Origin of the sequence: Bacillus sp. S4 (genome assembly GCF_040838205.1) — a bacterium.
Lineage (GTDB): Bacteria > Bacillota > Bacilli > Bacillales > Bacillaceae_G > Bacillus_A > Bacillus_A cereus_U.
This window is the reverse complement of record NZ_JBFPJI010000042.1, coordinates 1-18,619: the sequence shown is the minus strand read 5'-3', so window position 1 is coordinate 18,619 and position 18,619 is coordinate 1. Positions and strand designations below refer to the sequence as shown.

Sequence of the window (18,619 nt, the reverse complement as noted above, 5' to 3'; positions counted from 1 at the left end):
TAATAAAATACTTTGGCTTAAGAAAACATTTACCTTTTAGTCAAATTTGACTATAATATAATTTATGATTTCCATCCTTTATATCATGTCAATGCAATTTTTTATAAATGAAGAGGGAACGATACAAACTGTACATAAAGTTTGTACGCATTGCACTAAAAAACTTAAGTTAGTTTAATTTTCATTAAAGGAGGGCTATATTTGGAAGCACAACTTTCAAAAAAAGATTCAAGTAAAACAAAATTTGTTGTTGCTGGTTTACTACTTGGTATTCTAATGGCAGCAATGGATAACACAATCGTCGCAACTGCGATGGCAACGATTGTCGGAGACTTAGGAGGGTTCGACAAATTCGTTTGGGTCACATCTGCCTACATGGTAGCAACAATGGCCGGAATGCCTATATTCGGTAAGCTTTCTGATATGTACGGGCGGAAACGTTTTTATATTGGCGGACTAATTCTTTTCTTATTCGGTTCTGCACTTTGCGGGACAGCATCAAGTATTGAACAACTAAGTATTTATAGAGCCATTCAAGGAATTGGTGGCGGAGCTCTTATGCCTATCGCATTTACAATTATGTATGATATATTCCCGCCTGAAAAACGCGGAAAAATGACCGGACTATTTGGTGCTGTTTTCGGAACATCTAGTGTTTTCGGACCTTTATTAGGTGCTTACATTACAGATTATATAAGTTGGCACTGGGTCTTCTATATTAATATTCCATTAGGACTTATTTCCTTCTTCTTCATTACTAAATACTATAACGAGTCTCTAGAATATAGAAAACAAAAAATTGACTGGGCTGGTGCCATTACACTTGTCATTAGTATCATTTGCTTAATGTTTGCCCTAGAACTTGGTGGTAAGGAATATGCATGGAACTCTAATGTGATTATTGGTTTATTTTCAACTGTTATTATTATGCTTATTATTTTCTTCTTCGTAGAAAGAAACGCAACCGAGCCTATTATTTCTTTCCATTTATTTAAAAAACCTTTATTTGCAGCTAGCCAAGGTGTTGCCTTTTTCTATGGCGCAGCTTTTATCATCTGTACAGTTTATATTCCAATCTTCGTTCAAGGTGTTCTCGGTGGTTCAGCCTCAAATGCTGGATTAATTTTGACACCTATGATGGTAGGATCTGTAATTGGAAGTCAAACTGGTGGACAGTTAGCTTCACGAACAAGTTATCGTAACATCATGATAGTATCTGGAGTTTTCTTCGTTCTTGGTATTTATTTACTAAGTACTTTAACAATGGAAACACCTCGTACACTCGTAACAATGTTTATGGTACTTGCTGGACTTGGAGTTGGATTCTCCTTCTCAGTTTTAAGTATGGCATCTATTCACAAACTAGAAATGAGAGATCGCGGTTCTGCTACATCAACAAATTCATTCTTCCGTTCACTCGGTATGACTCTTGGTGTAACGATTTTCGGTACAATTCAAAATCATGTTTTCACTGATAAATTAAAAGCAGTCTTCCCTCCTGAACTAGCAAAAATGGCTCCTAAAGGTGGAGACACAAGCTTTTTATTATCACCAAATGCTACAGAAAAGCTACCTCCTGAAGTACTGAGCGGAATTAAGGATGCTCTTGCAACATCTATTGCTAATACGTTCTTCTGGGCACTTATTCCGGCCATACTAAGTATTATTTGTATTTTGCTTATGGGAAATGAGCGCCTCTTCACAGGACCAGAAACGAAACAAAAACAAAAGAAAGTAAGTTAGTATAGAAAAAAGAAACGGCATATCCCTTTATGAAAAAGGATATGCCGTTTATAATATATATAAAGTTTCTATATACAGGAGTTGAGACAGCATGAGTATGAAATTAGTCATTCTCGGCTTGCTACTCGAAGGAGATAAACATCCATATGAAGTGCAGCACATTATGAAAGAACGACACATGGATTGTTATATTAAATACGCAAAAGGATCACTGTACTACGCCTTCGAGCAATTAGAAAAGCAAGGCGCAATTCGCATTACAACTATTGTTCGAGATACGAATAGACCAGATAAAACAATCTTTCATATAACAGAAGAAGGTAAACGGCTATTTCACACGTTACTATTAAAACAGTTCGAAGCAAAAAACCAAATATATAAACCGATCTATTCCGCACTCTCTTTTGCTCATTTTGGTGATGATCGAGAGTTAGTTCCTATTTTAGAAAAAAAGAAAAATGATACCGTTCAATATTTACATAAAATGCAAACTATATACGATTGTAGCAAAGGGAACATTCCACGTGCACAACTATACATTTTACAAAGCGTTATTGAGCATATTACCGTTGAATTACAATGGTTAAACACCCTCCTTACAGATGCAGTGGCAGGACGGCTTTCAGAAATTGATATTGATGAAGGTTAAGTTTCCGAAGAAGATAGCCCTCTTCTTCGGAAACTTAACCACAATTTATTTCAATTCTCACACCTTTTCTCCACTTATAAAAATCAGAATATTTAAAATAATAATTAATAAAAAACTTTAGAATTTTCTCTTTTTAAAACAGTGGACAAAATTCAAAAAATTGTGTTAGAATTTGTTTCAATATCATATCGCTTGTTAAATTCCTTTCAAAAGGAAAATAGGTACACGGAAATTTCGTTTCGTGTTTAAAAGGGAAGCTTGGTGAAACTCCAACACGGTCCCGCCACTGTAAATGCTGAGATTTCTTTTCTATGCCACTGTGAAAACGGGAAGGTGAAAGAAATTATATAAAGCATAAGTCAGGAGACCTGCCTGTTTTAACAACACTGATAGACTCACGGATGATGATGAGGTGTTAAAAACAAAAAGGAAGGCTTATTTTTCTATGCCTTTATGCTTTTTGTTATAGGTATTTCCGAGTAAACGGAAATGCTTACTTTCAATTAGGGAGGAATTTAAAATGGCAATTCAAACAAGTAACTTAGGTTATCCACGTATCGGACTACAACGAGAGTGGAAAAAAACATTGGAAGCTTTTTGGTCCAATAAAATTGATGAAGAACAATTTTTAACGACAATGAAAGAAATTCGCCTTCAACACGTCAAAGTACAGCAAGAAAAAGGAATTGAATTAATTCCAGTTGGCGATTTTACATATTATGACCACGTTCTGGATACGGCCTACATGTTAGGATTCATCCCGTCACGTTTTTCAGAGTTTACCTCTTACCTTGATGTATATTTTGCAATGGCACGCGGCTCTAAAGATCATGTTGCTTCTGAAATGACAAAATGGTTTAACACAAACTATCATTACATTGTTCCTGAATATGAAGAAGGATTACAAATCTCTTTAAAAGACAATCGTCCTCTTCGTTTATATGAAGAAGCGAAAAAAGAGTTAGGTGTTGATGGAAAACCAGTTATTTTAGGACCTTATACATTCCTAAAACTAGCAAAAGGTTATAACGAAGAGCAATTTGCCACTATTTTAAAAGAGCTAGTTGCACCTTATGTACAATTATTCTCTGAATTACACGCAGCTGGAGCACAAATTATTCAAGTTGACGAACCAATCTTCGCATCTTTAACAAAAGATGAAATTAATCAAGCGAAAGAACTTTACGAAGCTATTCATAAAGAAGTTCCGAATGCTAATCTTCTTCTACAAACATATTTTGATAGTGTAGAAGAGAACTATGAAGAAATCATTACATTCCCTGTTTCTGGTATTGGATTAGACTTTGTTCATGGCAAAGAAGGTAATGTAAATGCTATTTCAAAATATGGATTCCCAGCTGATAAAATTTTAGCTATCGGTTGTATAGATGGCCGTAACATTTGGAGAGCTGATCTTGATGATGTACTTTCTTTATTTACAACATTACAAAATCAAATCACAGCAAAAGGTTTCATTGTTCAACCTTCTTGTAGCTTATTGCATACTCCAATTGATAAAACGGGAGAAACGCACTTAGCAACTGAATTATTTGATGCACTTGCATTTGCTAATCAAAAATTAGAAGAACTAGTCCTTATCCATTCTGCTCTTACTAAAGGTGTAGAAAGCATAAGTAGCGATTTGACAACATATCGTAATGCACATCATGCAATCCGCTCATCAGCTGCACGTAATCGTGAAGATGTAAAAGTGGCACGTACATCACTTAAAGAAGATGATTTCTCACGTCCCCTTCCATTTGAAAAACGATATGAACTACAGCAAGTAGCTTTACAATTACCGTTGTTACCAACAACAACTATCGGTAGCTTCCCGCAAACATCTGAAGTTCGTCAAACACGTAAACAGTGGCGTAACGGCGATATTACAAATGAACAATATAATCAATTCATTGAACAAGAAACTGCAAAGTGGATTCGTTACCAAGAAGATATTGGTCTTGATGTACTAGTACATGGTGAATTCGAAAGAACTGACATGGTGGAATATTTTGGCGAAAGACTTGCTGGTTTCTCCTTTACTAAAAACGGATGGGTACAATCATACGGTTCCCGTTGCGTAAAACCACCTGTTATTTATGGTGATGTTGCCTTTATAAGTGGAATGACTATTAAAGAAACTGTATATGCACAAAGCTTAACAGAGAAAGTAGTAAAAGGTATGCTCACTGGACCTGTCACTATTTTAAATTGGTCATTCGTTCGAAATGATATTTCAAGAAAAGAAGTTTCATATCAAATTGCATTAGCACTTCGTCATGAAATTGAATTACTTGAATCTTCCGGAATTAGAGTAATCCAAGTCGATGAGCCTGCACTTCGTGAAGGTATGCCGTTAAAAGAAAAAGATTGGGATGCATACATTACATGGGCAGTTCAATCATTCCTTTTAGCAACATCTTCTGTAGAAAATGAAACACAAATTCATACTCATATGTGTTACAGTAACTTCGAAGATATTGTAGATGCAATTCGTGCATTAGATGCAGATGTTATTTCTATCGAAACATCAAGAAGTCATGGAGAATTTATTAATACATTAAAACATACAACATATGAAAAAGGAATTGGTCTAGGTGTATATGATATTCATAGCCCACGTGTCCCAAGTAAAGATGAAATGTTCGCAATCTTAGAACAATCTTTACAAGTATGTGATCCTAAATATTTCTGGATTAATCCAGACTGTGGTTTAAAAACACGAAGAACTGAGGAAGTTATACCTGCTTTAGAGCACATGGTTCAGGCAGCAAAAGACGCTCGTTCTCTCCTAAAAACAAACGCATAATAAAAAAACGTGTTATCCTTCAAAAAGGATAACACGTTTTTTTATTCTACACTCTCAAAATAGAAGTCGTATTGTACTTTATACAATTCATCGTCTGTTGGCTCTTCAAGAGGAGTTGCCTGCAAGACTATCATATATTCCCCGTTAGGAATAGGAATATGCAATTTATTAGAAAGAATACTTGTTATATATACTTCTTCATTCTTCACTGTGAAAGGAACTGATATCGTTCTAACCACTTCTTCTTTGTCAATATGATTTCCGCAAGTAACTTCTACTTCACAAGTATAGTCAGAGATTGCTTCAAAAATAATAGCTCCATCCACCTCAGCATAGCCTCTTTCAAAATCTTCAGGAGTCCAATCTACATAAGGCTGCTGACCATCATAATTCATTATCATTAATTGCGAATATGAAATTGTTAATTCCATAACTACCCCTCTCCTCCACTATGAAATGTACGCCAATTACTATTTCACTTCAAATTTCACACGCGTACCATCTGGATATTTGTCTAGCTTATTCCCTACCCAAGAACCTGCACCGCGGTTATCTGCTGGACTTATATATTCAATATGGGCTCCTTTTCCACCCTCCTTACACATCGCCATCGGCCATTCATCACGATCATAACCTTTCTTCGTCGGATATGGCGCTAACGATAATTTCCTTCTATCCGCTGCACCATTACGATCAATTGTGCACAGTTCTGAATGCCCTTCTTTTATAGCATCCGTTATATGTTTCCCGGTCTCTGGATATCGTTCTTTCGGGAACTCTAGAATTTGATCATACGTAGTTGTTTTTTTAGTACTTGTCTCCTCTGGCACAAGTACTTCATATACCGCTACCAAAAGAGAAAGAATTGCAATAATTGAAATGATAATACCTTTAAATTGCTTCATGTGTACCTCCGTGTTCCTACCAATTTCTTTTCCTCAGTTATTATAACAAACTTCTTCTATGTATGTTTTCAGACATTATTTTAGCTCTTCCTCTCCATTTCGCCAAAAACATTCATTTTTCCTCATCTTTTCACTAATGCTGTAGAAAACTAATAACCTTCCGACATTCTTTTTCAAAGGAAGTCCTCATAAAAGATTGAAATGATATATACGATACTTTTTGGGGAGGAACTATCATGGAAGCTATTTATAAAACGAAAGATGTTACAAATAAAACAGGTATCCCAAAACATATAGTCCGAAAATATAGCCAACTCTTAGAGGAACACGGTTATATTATTTCCAAAACAGCTGATGCTCGTATTTATAAATTGGATGATTTAAAACTATTGAAATCTATACATGAAAGAGCTGCTACATTACAAGAAGACATTTCAGAAACAATACCTATTATTTTAAAAGAAAAAGAGGCCCCACCTGTCCCTGTTATTCAAGATAAACAAGAGATACAACCGAAAGAAGATGGACGTAACTTTGAGGAGTTCATGTTAAAACTTGAAATGCTTGCTCAATTAAATGAAGCAATTATTCATCAAAACTCTACTCTCATTACACAAAATCGTTTAAAAGACGAGAAATTAGATGAACTAATGCAACAAGTTTATGTAAAAGAAGGCTCTCAAGAAAAAATGTTACAAGAGCTAGTTGTTCACGCCGCTCAAACAGATGCACTCCAAAAAGAAAAGATGGACTTATTAATGAATCATATGTATAAGCGAGAATCCAAACAAGAAGAAAAAATGAATAAACTTGTCAATCAAATTTACAATAAAGATAGCAACCGCGATGCACAACTTATGCAAGTTATTCGCGAAATTCAAGAAACAAAAAAATTAGTCGCCGCCTCAAAAGAGCAAAGCTTCTTTCAATCATTTAAAAGTTTATTCGTTCGAACAAAACAAGATAAAATAAATGAATGAAATTTCGTATATTTTTCTAATGCAAGATAAAATAAAAAGTTACCTTCTACCGGTAACTTTTATTCCTTATATCGTACAGCTGGCAATATAATAATAGCTTCAGTTCCTTTTCCGCTTTCACTTTTATATTCCAATGTACCATTATGCGCTTGTAAAATACTAAATGTTACCATAAGACCTAATCCTGTTCCTTTTTCTTTTAAAGAATAATACGGTTGTCCAAGCCTTGCTAACTGTTCTTTTGTCATTCCAACACCACTATCTTTAACTCTTATTATTATCATTTCATCTTTTTGAATAGCCGTTACTTTTAAATACCCTTTGTTTCCTTGAATTGCTTCAATACCGTTTTTAACAACATTCATAATAGCTTGCTTCAATTTCGCCTTATCGCCGATAGTATAAAGGCTCTCAGAAATCTCAACTTGCAAATAAACGCCCTGCATCGCTGCAAATGATGACATAAGAGTTGTCATTTCAATTAATTGTGCTGATAAACAAATATGTTCTTTTTTTTCAATTTGAGGCCTTGCTAAATTTAAATAATCTGAAATAATCTGTTCAGCACGATCCAGTTCAGCTAATACGAGACGCATATAATCTTTGTTTTTTACGTCTTCCGTACTCTCTAGCAATTGAATAAACCCTCGTACAACAGTGAGAGGGTTTCGAACTTCATGTGCAACACTTGCAGCTAACTCACTTATAATATTAAGTTTTTCTGATTTTTGCATTTCTGTACGCAATAATGCATTTTCGTTTAAATACTCAGTCAAATACACTTGAAATACCATTGTCATAACCATAATAAGTGATGCAAATATATACCCACTATATAGATTAGATATGTACGGTGTAAAACCTGTTTCTAAAAGGACATTCAACATCCCGACTACTAATGAAACAAGAACATAAAATGATGCAATCATAAAAGCTAATATTAGCTTCTTATCTCTTGAAAACAGAGACCATTTCTTTGACAAAAACAATGGAATTATCGAAAGAAATATAACTTCTACGATAGGCAACCAACTGAGCCCCTTAGAAATCCATTCATATGCAACAAAAATAATGGCAGGGATGAGCCCAACAATCCCACCATATAAAAAACCACTAACAATTGGGATTGGATGGAAATTGTATCCGCAAACGGTACCAAAACAAATAGAGTATGTCATGGAGAGAACGAGTGTAACGCTAGATAAAAACATAATAAAGTAGCGATTAGGCTTCGGAAGCATTTCTTGATAACGATTTAAACGAATCGCTTCATATAAAAATAGTGGTAAAATAATGATGGCAATTTGGATCATTAAATCACGAATCAGCTCCATAGCCTGTCATCCCCTATATGTATTTTGATATGATTATATCATTTTATAACTCTATTTGTTTTAAAATTTTGATTTTTCTTAACATTTTTGTTAATTATTTGTTAACAACTAATAATAAATGTTACAAATTTCCGAAATGATTGTAAACCCTGTACCAAATTTCCTTCGTGCAGTATACAATGAATACGGATTACAAAGAAAATAAAAAACACTTCACTAGACGGACAACTATTGCAAAATACAGCATATAATCCATACTATCTATGTTTACAAATAAGTGATCATTACTTTAGTAGGAGGAAGATAAATATGGCGGGTACTACGCTTGTTTTAAAAGAAGAAAATTTGGTTGTGCTAGAAAACGTTGAAAAATCAGTATACGAAGAATTGCAACATAAAGCAGGGGAAGAAGATTGTACATGTGCTGTAAATGAATCCGTTGTCCATCTTGGCAGAGTATCTTCCGTACTTTGGAACGAAGATGAAATAGATTGGGAATACGGTTATTAAAAGTCGCTTGCAGCGGCTTTTTTTTTGTTTATGCTTAAACAAATGGAGTGAAACTTTAATTAACTCACACAACTTATACTCTTATGGACATTTGGATTCTCACATAATTTCTTACTTCCACTGAATTTTTAAAATAGCGGGGGAATTTTATAAACAAAGCGTAATAGTTAAAAATATGATAAAATGAACTTAATTTTCAAACGGAAGAAAGGGAGATACAATGGAACAATTCATTAATCCTAGAGTGAAGGACATCCAAATTTCTGGAATCCGTCAGTTCTCTAACATGATTCAAAACTATGATAATCTCATCTCTTTAACAATTGGGCAACCCGACTTCCCTACACCTTCTTTAGTAAAAGAAGCTGCTAAACGGGCCATTACAGAAAATTATACAAGCTATACACATAACGCTGGTTTACTAGAATTACGCGAGGCGGCTTGTAACTTTGTAAAAGATAATTACGATTTACATTATTCACCTGAAAACGAAACCATCGTTACAATCGGTGCTAGTGAAGCGATTGATGTTGCATTTCGAACAATTTTAGAGGCAGGAACGGAAGTGATTTTACCTGCTCCTATTTATCCTGGTTACGAGCCGATTATTCGACTATGCGGTGCAACTCCCATTTTTATAGATGTTCGTGAAACTGGATTTCGTTTAACAGCTGAAGCTCTGCAAAATGAAATTACAGAACGAACAAGATGCGTCGTTTTACCGTATCCTTCTAATCCAACTGGTGTTACCTTATCAAAAGAAGAATTAGAAGATATTGTATCTATCTTAAAAGATAAGAATATTTTCGTTCTTTCCGATGAAATTTATAGCGAACTTGTATATGAAGGGCAACACACATCTATTGCTCAATTCCCAGAAATGCGTGAGAAGACTATTGTCATTAATGGCTTAGCCAAATCACATTCTATGACAGGATGGCGTATTGGATTTTTATTTGCTCCTAATTATTTAGCAAATCATATATTAAAAGTTCATCAATACAATGTGACATGCGCTAATTCAATCGCCCAACATGCTGCAATTGAAGCGTTAACAGCTGCTAAAGATGCACCTAAGATGATGCGTCATCAATATAAAAAGCGCCGTGATTACGTATATAATAGACTCATTCAAATGGACTTAACAGTCGAGAAGCCAACGGGTGCATTTTATTTATTCCCATATGTCGGAAACTTAACATCTTCATCATTTGATTTTGCACTTGATCTTGTAAAAGAAGCTGGGCTGGCCGTCGTTCCTGGAACGGCATTTTCTGAATACGGTGAAGGCTACCTTCGCCTTTCCTATGCTTATAGTATGGAAACTTTAAAAGAAGGCTGCGACCGTTTAGAAGCCTTTCTAAAGCAAAAAGCTAAGAGTTAAACTCTTAGCTTTTTTTACGCATAATGATCACAAGTTTGGCGCTTCAATAATTTATGCGGAATAATAATGCATTTTGAAGTAGACTCAGAATGCTCTACCTTATCAACTAAAGCTTTTGCCGCTTCATACCCTAATTGATAAATATTCACATCAACTGTTGAAAGCGGTGGACTAGCAATTTCTGATAATAAAGCATTATTAAAACTTACAATAGAAACATCTTTCGGTACAACAAACCCTTTTTTAGAAAGTGCGCTTAGTACGCCAAGTCCAATTAAATCATCAGTTGCGATAATTGCTGTTGGTGGTTGCTTTAGTCCCATTAATTCCTCAACAGCCTGTTGACCACTCTCTCTTGAAAAATCAAAGTGTAAAATATACTCTTTCGGTAGTAGAATATCTCCTAATTTCAAAGCATCACTCATACCTGCCAAACGATCTCTCGTTACAAGTAAATCTGATCCACCACCAATGAATGCGATTTGTTTATGCCCTAATGAAATTAAATACTCGGCTACTTCTCTTGCGGCTGTATAATTATCATTATCTACATATGTAATTTCATCTTTTCGATCATATGGTTTTCCGATTAAGACAAACGGGAAATTTTGATTATGCAGATATTGAATGATCCGATCGTTTTCTCTTGAATACAAAAGAATAATTCCACCAATTTGGCGCCCTTGTACCATCTTTACAACACCATTAAAAATTTCGTCCTCCGTTTCACCTGTCGACATATAGAGCGCATACCCTTCCATATGTGCAAATGAACTAATTCCTCTTATAACTTCTGGGAAAAATGGATTTTGAAAAGCTTTACTTGCAGAACTCGGCATAACGAGTCCAAGCGTTTTCGTTGTTTGATTCGCAAGGTTTCTTGCATTTAAATTTGGGTGATAGCCTAGTTCACTCATTACTTTTCGAACACGGCGCTTTGTTTTTTCACTTATACTTGGATTATCAGCAATTACACGTGAAACCGTCGACGGTGCAACATTTGCCTTCTTCGCCACATCTTTAATTGTAACTGTCATAAAAAATCCCCTCCTCTCACTTCTCTGCCCTATTTCATATATTGTTATCTTGCATCTGTGCAAGTAGTAGGAGAAGTCGCAAACTTCCATCACTTCGTTCTATCTCACAAAAATTATCTTATTCTCCCTCTCCATGTATTGTAAGGGAAATAGCTCTATTTTCCTATACTATAATATACTATTTATTTCACATCTTTTCTCATGCTATGTCAAATCTCTTTTCATCTCCCTATAAAACTTTTTATAGGGAGATGAAAAGAGAAATGGGACGTAATGTCCCATTTTCATCCTTTCGTACCTCCAGCTGTTAAACCGGAAACAAAATATTTTTGCAGCGATAAGAATAAAATAGAAATCGGAATTGCAATTAATACTGATCCAGCTGCAAATGTTGTAAATTCATTACCAAATTTCTTCGCTACCATTTCATATAACCCAACTGCTAAAGTATAATTTTCCGGTGTGCGTAAAATAATACTTGCTAAAATAAAGTCTGTAAATGGACCGATGAAAGTAAATAATGCTACAACCGCTACGATTGGCTTTGCAAGTGGCATAATAATTTGCCAAAAAATACGGAAATGCCCCGCTCCATCCATTCGAGCTGATTCATCCAACTCTTTCGGAATCGTATCAAAATACCCTTTCATAAGCCATGTATTCATCGGAATTGCTCCGCCCACATAAATTAAAATTAATGCAAGATGTGTATCAATTAATCCTGTTAACTGCGCTAATATATATAGCGCGATTAACGCTGCAAAATTCGGGATCATTTGGAGAATTAAAAATGTTAATAAACCATTCTTTCTTCCAACAAAACGATATCTCGAAAATGCATAAGCAGTAAAGCTAATTGCTAACACAGAAAAAATCATCGTCATAACACTAACTTTTAAAGTATTTTTATACCAAAGTAAGTAATTACTTGAATCAAGATCAAGTAGCTTGCGATAATGATCTAACGTGGCATTTTTCGGAATAATGTTAGAACCAGACAAACTATCTCCTGGATTAAACGATGAGCCAATTATCCATAGTAATGGATAGAAAATAATCGCACACATTATGAAGATAACTAAATAACTTAATGAAAGACGTAACATCTTTTGTCGTTTAATATTCATTTACATCATATCCTCTTCTTGGAATGATTTTGTTCTCTTAAATTGCCATAACGCAACTGTAATAACGATTAACGATAAAATCATTGTAAGAGCTGCTGCTTTTCCGTACTGAGCCGAAGTCATCGTTAACTTATAGATCCATGAAATTAAAATATCTGTTCCACCTGCATTTTGTCCAGACACAGCAGGTCCCCCGCTATTAAATAGATAAATAATACTAAAATTATTAAAGTTAAACGTATATTGTGTAATTAAAATTGGAGCTGTTGCATATAGAACGAGCGGCAATGTAATTTTGCGGAACTGTTGCCAAGCTGTTGCACCATCTACTGTAGCTGCTTCATATAGTTCTCCTGGAATCGATTGCAATATACCTGTTGTCATTGCAAAAACAAACGGGAAGCCAAGCCACGTTTGAATCATAATTAAAGCGATTTTCGACCAAAATGGATCAGTCATCCAAGCAACCTTTTCAATCCCGAATAAAGCTAATACTTGATTGTTAATCGCTCCGAATGTTTCATTAAACATACCAGCAAATACAAGAATAGATACGAATGCTGGAACAGCCCACGGTAAAATGAAGATTGTTCTAATAACAGCCTTCCCTTTAATCCCAGGCTGATTTACGATAATCGCTAAAAAAATACCCAGTGCAACTTGTAATGTCGTTGCAACGAATGTCCAAATGACAGTCCAAGAGAATACACTTAAAAATGTATCTCTCCACATTGGTAATGTGAAAATATCAATAAAGTTTTTAAAGCCCACCCAATCTACTAATTTAGCTGGAGGGGAGTGATATAAATCATAGTTTGTAAATCCAATTAAGATAACAAAAATGATTGGAAACACGACAACAAAGATAAGTAATAGAAACCCTGGTGAAACCATTAAATACGGAAAACCTTGATCTAATAAATTGCGATATTGCTCTTTTACTGAGTTTAATGGTGTCCCTATATCGCGTTTTTTCCCATTTTGGTATGCATCATATAAGTTAAATGCATATACCCCTAGTCCAAACACGACAACAATAAGTGCCAAAATCCCTTCTACTAATAGAAAGACAGAATGGTCACGTGGAACTTCTGTACCGAGCGTTACAATTCCCCATAATCCTATATTTAATAAATCAGCAAATGCTACAATAAATGAGCCTGTTAATACTAGAAAAATAAGACCTTTTACGTATTGTTTATTATATATTTGGCCCATGCCTGGAATAATAGATAACATGGTCGCCATTTTCCTATGCTTTGAACCGTTCACATCTTTCGTTGGTTCTATAGATGTTTGCATGTTCCTTCCCCCTTTTTTCTTCCTACTTGGAAGGGAGAGAATTCGTGCCTCTCATATTTAGAGGCACGAATTTCACCTTATTTTTTATTGCTGTGGTTTGCCTCAATATTACCTTTAATTTGTTTCACTGCATTATCAAGTGCTGCTTTTGGCTCTTGTTTATTTGATACAACTAATTGAAGCGCATCTCCAGCTGGTTTCCAAACTTCTTGCATTTCTGGAATATTCGGCATTGGGATTCCATTTTCTGATTGAGTCGCAACTGCTTTTGCAGCCTCATTATCTTTAATAATTGGATCTTCCATCACTGATTTTACTGGAGGAATTTCTTTTGTTTTCTCAAATCGAATTTTCGCGTTTTCTTCATTTGTTACCCACTCAGTGAATTTTGTAGCTAAATCATTTTGTTTAGAGAAACTTGTTACATGCCATCCTTTTACCCCAACAAATGTTTTCATCGGTTGACCATTTGGTAATTTCGGCATTGGAGCAACACCATAATCAATTCCAGCCTTTTCCATTGCTTGGAATGCCCATGGACCATTCATAATAGATGCTGCTTTTCCTTCATTAAATAATCCATCTGCAGCTGAACCGCCAGATTCACCAATAATTCCTTTTGGTAATAATTTTTCTTTATACCATTTTTGAATATATTCAGCACCTTGTACTGCACCACTATTATTTAATCCAATATCTGTCGGAGTCAGTTTTCCATCTTTTTCACCAAATACATAACCGCCCATACCCGCCATAAATGCGTTAGCAAAATAGAAGTTATCTCCTAATGTTAAAAATCCGTACTTGTCATCTTTCGTAAAGTCTTTTGAGAAGTTATACAGCTCATCCATCGTTTCTGGTGCTTTTGGCATTAATTTTTTATTATAAATAAAGATTGGTGTTTCAATTGCTTTTGGTAAACCGTATAGTTTTCCGTCGTATGTTTGTGCCTTTATTGATAAATCTGTAAATTTATTTTTTACCGTATCATCCACTTTCACCTCTGAAAGTAGCCCTTCTGTTACCGCATTACCAATATGATCATGCGGTAATGTTACAACATCTGGTCCTGTACCAGCTGGACCGTCGAGACGAAGTTTTTCTATTTGTTTCGTCATCTGAACCTCTACAACTTTTACTTTCACATTATATTTCTTTTCAAAACTTTTCACTGCTGGCTCTAGACCAACACCTTTTTTCTCATCTTCCCAAACGAGAAGATCATAATCTTTCTTCTCGTTACTTGCTTCTTTTTTCCCTGAATCTTTCGGTCCACATGCAGATAACATACCGATTGACAATGCTGAAATCGTTAATAGTGATAATGCTTTCTTCATCCCAAAAACCTCCCTAAATTGTCTATGTACCTCTTTAATTGAAAACGTTTGCATTCCATAGTTTAATAAAAGCGCAAACAATATCATAATCTATGAAAACGTTTGCGCTATTTGTCTATCATTATACATCCTTTTATTCATTTTGCAAATATTAATTTTCAAAATAATCTTATCATACTCTTTATTCATTGACTTTACATAAAATGAATACTACTCTTATAAGCAATATTAAAGTTATGTGGAAGGCAATCGTTTGCAACATAATCTTTATTATTTCGTTTACGGGAACTATATGTATAGAGATATTAAAGGGGGATTTTCTATATGCTTAAAGAAGCGATCTATCATAGGCCAAAAGATAATTATGCATACGCTTACGATGAAAAAACAATTCACATCCGAATACACACAAAAAGAGATGATGTTCACAGCGCCGCTCTCATCTACGGTGATCCGTACGAATGGCAAGATGGGAAATGGATTACAGCGAGTACACCGATGAAAAAAACCGGATCTACTGAGTTATTTGATTATTGGTCGGTTTCAATCAAACCAAAATTTAAACGCTTACGTTATGGATTCGAATTAAAAAACGACGTAGAAACTCTTATTTATACAGAACGAGGATTTTTTTCTAATATTCCAAATGACGATGTCGGTAACTTTTTCTGCTTTCCATTCATTCATGCAAAAGACGTTTTCAGGGCACCATCCTGGATTAAAGACACAGTATGGTATCAAATTTTCCCGGAACGATTCGCTAACGGGGATAGCACATTAAATCCGGCAAACACCCTTCCTTGGAGCAGTGCAGAGCCAACTGCTACTAATTTTTTCGGAGGTGATTTTGCTGGTATTCTTCAAAATCTTGATTACCTTGTGAAGCTTGGAATCTCTGGCATTTATTTCACTCCTATTTTCAAAGCTCATTCGAATCATAAATATGACACAATTGATTACATGGAAATCGATCCACAATTCGGGACGAAAGAAACTTTCAAAGAACTCATTGAAGCGTGTCATAAACGTGGTATAAAAGTAATGCTCGACGCTGTTTTTAATCATAGCGGATACTTCTTTGATAAATTTCAAGACGTGCTGGACCAAGGTGAGAATTCCGCCTATAAAGATTGGTTCCATATTCATGAGTTTCCAATTATAACCGAGCCACTTCCTAGCTATGATACTTTCGCATTTACACCATATATGCCTAAATTAAATACGGCACATCCAGATGTAAAAGAATATTTACTTGAAGTAGGTCGTTATTGGGTAAGGGAATTCCATATAGATGGTTGGCGCCTTGATGTGGCAAATGAAGTCGATCACAGTTTTTGGAGAGAATTCCGAAGTGAAATAAAAGCATTAAATCCTGAAGTATATATTTTAGGAGAAATTTGGCACGATGCACTCCCCTGGCTACAAGGTGACCAATTTGATGCTGTAATGAGCTATCCGGTTACAAACGCTCTACTTTCTTACTTTGCTAACGAGTCCATTAATTCAAGTGAATTTATGAAACAAATTACAGATTCTCTACATTTCTACTCTATGAATGTAAATGAAGCGGCATTTCATTTATTAGACAGCCATGACACACCTAGAATTTTAGCAACATGTAACGGGGATAAAAATAAGTTAAAGTTACTCTATGTATTTCACCTTTCTTTCATCGGTTCTCCTTGTATTTATTACGGCGATGAAATCGGTATGGATGGTGGAATGGACCCTGGCTGTCGCAAATGCATGATATGGGATAAAAAAGAACAAGACACTCTTTTATTTACACATATACAAACATTAATTTCATTACGGAAACAATATAAATCATTTGGAGGACACGGTACTTTTCAATTCATTGAGGCAAATGATGAACATAATTATATTTCTTATACAAAAACATATGAAGATGAAACTATCTTTTTCGTTTTAAATCCTACTAACAGTGAAGTTACAACTTCACTCCCTCTTCGTATTACTGGGAAGAAAATAATTAACATTTATACAAATGAAGAATTTTCAGCGGAAGCAAATGTATTACAAGTTACACTTCCACCGTACGGATTCTCTATTTTAAAATGGTAATAGAAAAAGCCTTATGCCAGGGTGGCATAAGGCTTTTTCTTATTTCAATTTAAATACCATTGCTTCATATGGTCGTAACGTAATGTTTTCTATCGATACATTTTCTACGTCATAATTGTATATTAATAACTCTGATTCACTATAAATAATATCCTCAGGCAATTCAAATACACATTCATCTGCAGTGAAGTTTGCAATCACCAGAAGCTTTTCTTCTTCATATGTTCTTACATAAGCAAAAATAGAAGGGTTATTTTCTAGTATTAAATCATATGTTCCATACACAACTATTTCATTGTTTTTGCGTAACTCAATCAATTTTTTATAGTAATAAAAAATCGATTCTTCGTCTTGGATTGCATGTTTCACATTAATCTCTTTGTAGTTAGGGTTTACCGCAATCCAAGGCTCACCCGTTGTGAATCCAGCATGTTCTCTATCATCCCACTGCATCGGGGTTCTAGCATTATCTCGGCCCTTTATATATATAGACTGCATCACTTTATCTATATCTTCGCCGCGCTCTATAACTTTTTCTTTATACATATTTAATGTTTCAATATCTCGATATTCATCAATCGATTCAAATCGAACATTGGTCATTCCGATTTCTTCTCCTTGATAAATATATGGTGTCCCTTTCATCATATGAAGCACTGTCGCTAACATTTTTGCTGATTCAGTATGATAAGCTCCATCATTACCAAAACGAGATACAACGCGAGGCTGGTCATGGTTATTCCAATAAAGGCTATTCCAGCCTGTTTGTTCTAATGCTTTTTGCCACTTTGTTAAATTTTGTTTCAAAGTAATAAGTGAGCATGGTTTTACATCCCATTTCCCACCTTCTCCAGAATCTAAATCCATATGTTCAAATTGGAATACCATTTGCAGTTCTTTTCTAGCCTCTCCTGTATACAATTTAGCTTCTTCTGTCGTTACACCAGGCATTTCCCCAACCGTCATAATGTCATACTGAGACAATACGTCTTCATTCATTTCATGCAAATACTTATGAATGTTCGGACCGTTCATAAAATGTTTATGCCCTGAAACATATCCTTCTTCATCCGTTTCAACAGCTGGTAAGCCATCTTCTTTAGAAATAAAATTAATAACATCCATACGGAACCCATCAATTCCTTTTTCTAACCAAAACTTCATCATGTCATAAACATCTTGTCTTACCTTTTCATTATCCCAGTTTAAATCTGGCTGTTTTTTAGAAAACAGATGCAAATAATATTCATCTGTCATTTCATCATATTGCCATGCAGAGCCACTAAATGCTGCTCCCCAGTTATTCGGCTCGTTCCCTTCATTTCCAGGACGCCATATATAATAGTCTCTATATTTATTTTCTTTTGATTTACGTGATTCAATAAACCAATTATGTTCATCTGAAGTATGATTAACA

The 18,619-nt window shown here is 35.0% G+C and carries 15 protein-coding genes and 1 riboswitch; of the genes, 7 read left to right on the top strand and 8 right to left on the bottom strand.

What is annotated here, in order from left to right:
• Positions 1-201 precede the first annotated feature (201 nt).
• The 3 genes from AB3X48_RS07670 to metE all read left to right on the top strand — a co-directional run bounded on the left by AB3X48_RS07670 (position 202) and on the right by metE (position 5,201).
• On the top strand, positions 202-1,743 hold the full coding sequence (locus AB3X48_RS07670; protein WP_016106057.1) for an MDR family MFS transporter: 1,542 nt from the start codon (positions 202-204) through the stop codon (positions 1,741-1,743).
• Positions 1,744-1,834: 91 nt separating this feature from the next.
• Positions 1,835-2,392 carry a PadR family transcriptional regulator gene (locus AB3X48_RS07665; protein WP_002160661.1) on the top strand — a complete coding sequence of 186 codons (558 nt, stop codon included), beginning with the start codon at positions 1,835-1,837 and terminating at the stop codon, positions 2,390-2,392.
• Positions 2,393-2,594: 202 nt separating this feature from the next.
• A riboswitch (cobalamin riboswitch) is annotated at positions 2,595-2,782 on the top strand.
• A gap of 130 nt (positions 2,783-2,912) precedes the next feature.
• A complete protein-coding gene (gene metE, locus AB3X48_RS07660; RefSeq protein WP_002111534.1) occupies positions 2,913-5,201 on the top strand; it encodes a 5-methyltetrahydropteroyltriglutamate--homocysteine S-methyltransferase in 2,289 nt (762 codons plus the stop codon).
• Between the two features lie 41 nt (positions 5,202-5,242).
• Here the strand turns inward: metE and comJ are convergent, their stop codons facing one another.
• Entirely contained in the window at positions 5,243-5,632 is a 390-nt protein-coding gene (comJ, locus tag AB3X48_RS07655) for a competence protein ComJ (protein ID WP_016106058.1), read from the bottom strand.
• A gap of 39 nt (positions 5,633-5,671) precedes the next feature.
• Complete coding sequence (nucA, locus tag AB3X48_RS07650) at positions 5,672-6,106, bottom strand: DNA-entry nuclease (protein ID WP_016106059.1); 435 nt, start codon at positions 6,104-6,106, stop codon at positions 5,672-5,674.
• Positions 6,107-6,342: 236 nt separating this feature from the next.
• Here nucA and AB3X48_RS07645 point away from each other — a divergent pair, with 236 nt between their 5' ends.
• The gene (locus AB3X48_RS07645; protein ID WP_002111539.1) at positions 6,343-7,086 is read left to right on the top strand and encodes a DUF3967 domain-containing protein; all 744 of its coding nucleotides are present in this window, start codon (positions 6,343-6,345) and stop codon (positions 7,084-7,086) included.
• 59 nt (positions 7,087-7,145) lie between these two features.
• Here the strand turns inward: AB3X48_RS07645 and AB3X48_RS07640 are convergent, their stop codons facing one another.
• The gene (locus tag AB3X48_RS07640) at positions 7,146-8,420 is read right to left on the bottom strand and encodes a sensor histidine kinase (RefSeq protein WP_002111540.1); all 1,275 of its coding nucleotides are present in this window, start codon (positions 8,418-8,420) and stop codon (positions 7,146-7,148) included.
• 309 nt (positions 8,421-8,729) lie between these two features.
• Here AB3X48_RS07640 and AB3X48_RS07635 point away from each other — a divergent pair, with 309 nt between their 5' ends.
• A complete protein-coding gene (locus AB3X48_RS07635) occupies positions 8,730-8,930 on the top strand; it encodes a protein YkzT (protein WP_002111542.1) in 201 nt (66 codons plus the stop codon).
• A 220-nt stretch (positions 8,931-9,150) separates the two neighbouring features.
• Positions 9,151-10,314, top strand: coding sequence for an aminotransferase A (locus AB3X48_RS07630; RefSeq protein WP_016106060.1), 1,164 nt, complete (start codon positions 9,151-9,153; stop codon positions 10,312-10,314).
• A gap of 14 nt (positions 10,315-10,328) precedes the next feature.
• On the opposite strand, the gene malR is transcribed toward AB3X48_RS07630, so the two are convergent.
• The 4 genes from malR to AB3X48_RS07610 form a co-directional block, all read right to left on the bottom strand.
• Positions 10,329-11,351, bottom strand: a complete 1,023-nt coding sequence (gene malR, locus AB3X48_RS07625; protein WP_002160657.1) for a maltose operon transcriptional repressor MalR — start codon at positions 11,349-11,351, stop codon at positions 10,329-10,331.
• 284 nt (positions 11,352-11,635) lie between these two features.
• Positions 11,636-12,478 (bottom strand): maltosaccharide ABC transporter permease MalD, encoded by an 843-nt coding sequence (gene malD / locus AB3X48_RS07620; protein WP_002111546.1) that lies wholly within the window; start codon positions 12,476-12,478, stop codon positions 11,636-11,638.
• A complete protein-coding gene (gene malC / locus AB3X48_RS07615) occupies positions 12,479-13,780 on the bottom strand; it encodes a maltosaccharide ABC transporter permease MalC (protein WP_002111547.1) in 1,302 nt (433 codons plus the stop codon).
• A 77-nt stretch (positions 13,781-13,857) separates the two neighbouring features.
• Positions 13,858-15,117 (bottom strand): extracellular solute-binding protein, encoded by a 1,260-nt coding sequence (locus tag AB3X48_RS07610; RefSeq protein ID WP_002111548.1) that lies wholly within the window; start codon positions 15,115-15,117, stop codon positions 13,858-13,860.
• Between the two features lie 324 nt (positions 15,118-15,441).
• On the opposite strand from AB3X48_RS07610, the gene AB3X48_RS07605 reads away from it, so the two are divergent.
• A complete protein-coding gene (locus AB3X48_RS07605; RefSeq protein WP_016106061.1) occupies positions 15,442-17,202 on the top strand; it encodes an alpha-glycosidase in 1,761 nt (586 codons plus the stop codon).
• A 39-nt stretch (positions 17,203-17,241) separates the two neighbouring features.
• Here AB3X48_RS07605 and AB3X48_RS07600 read toward each other — a convergent pair.
• Positions 17,242-18,619: glycoside hydrolase family 13 protein (locus tag AB3X48_RS07600; RefSeq protein WP_367959213.1), on the bottom strand; the 1,378-nt coding region annotated here is incomplete at its 5' end.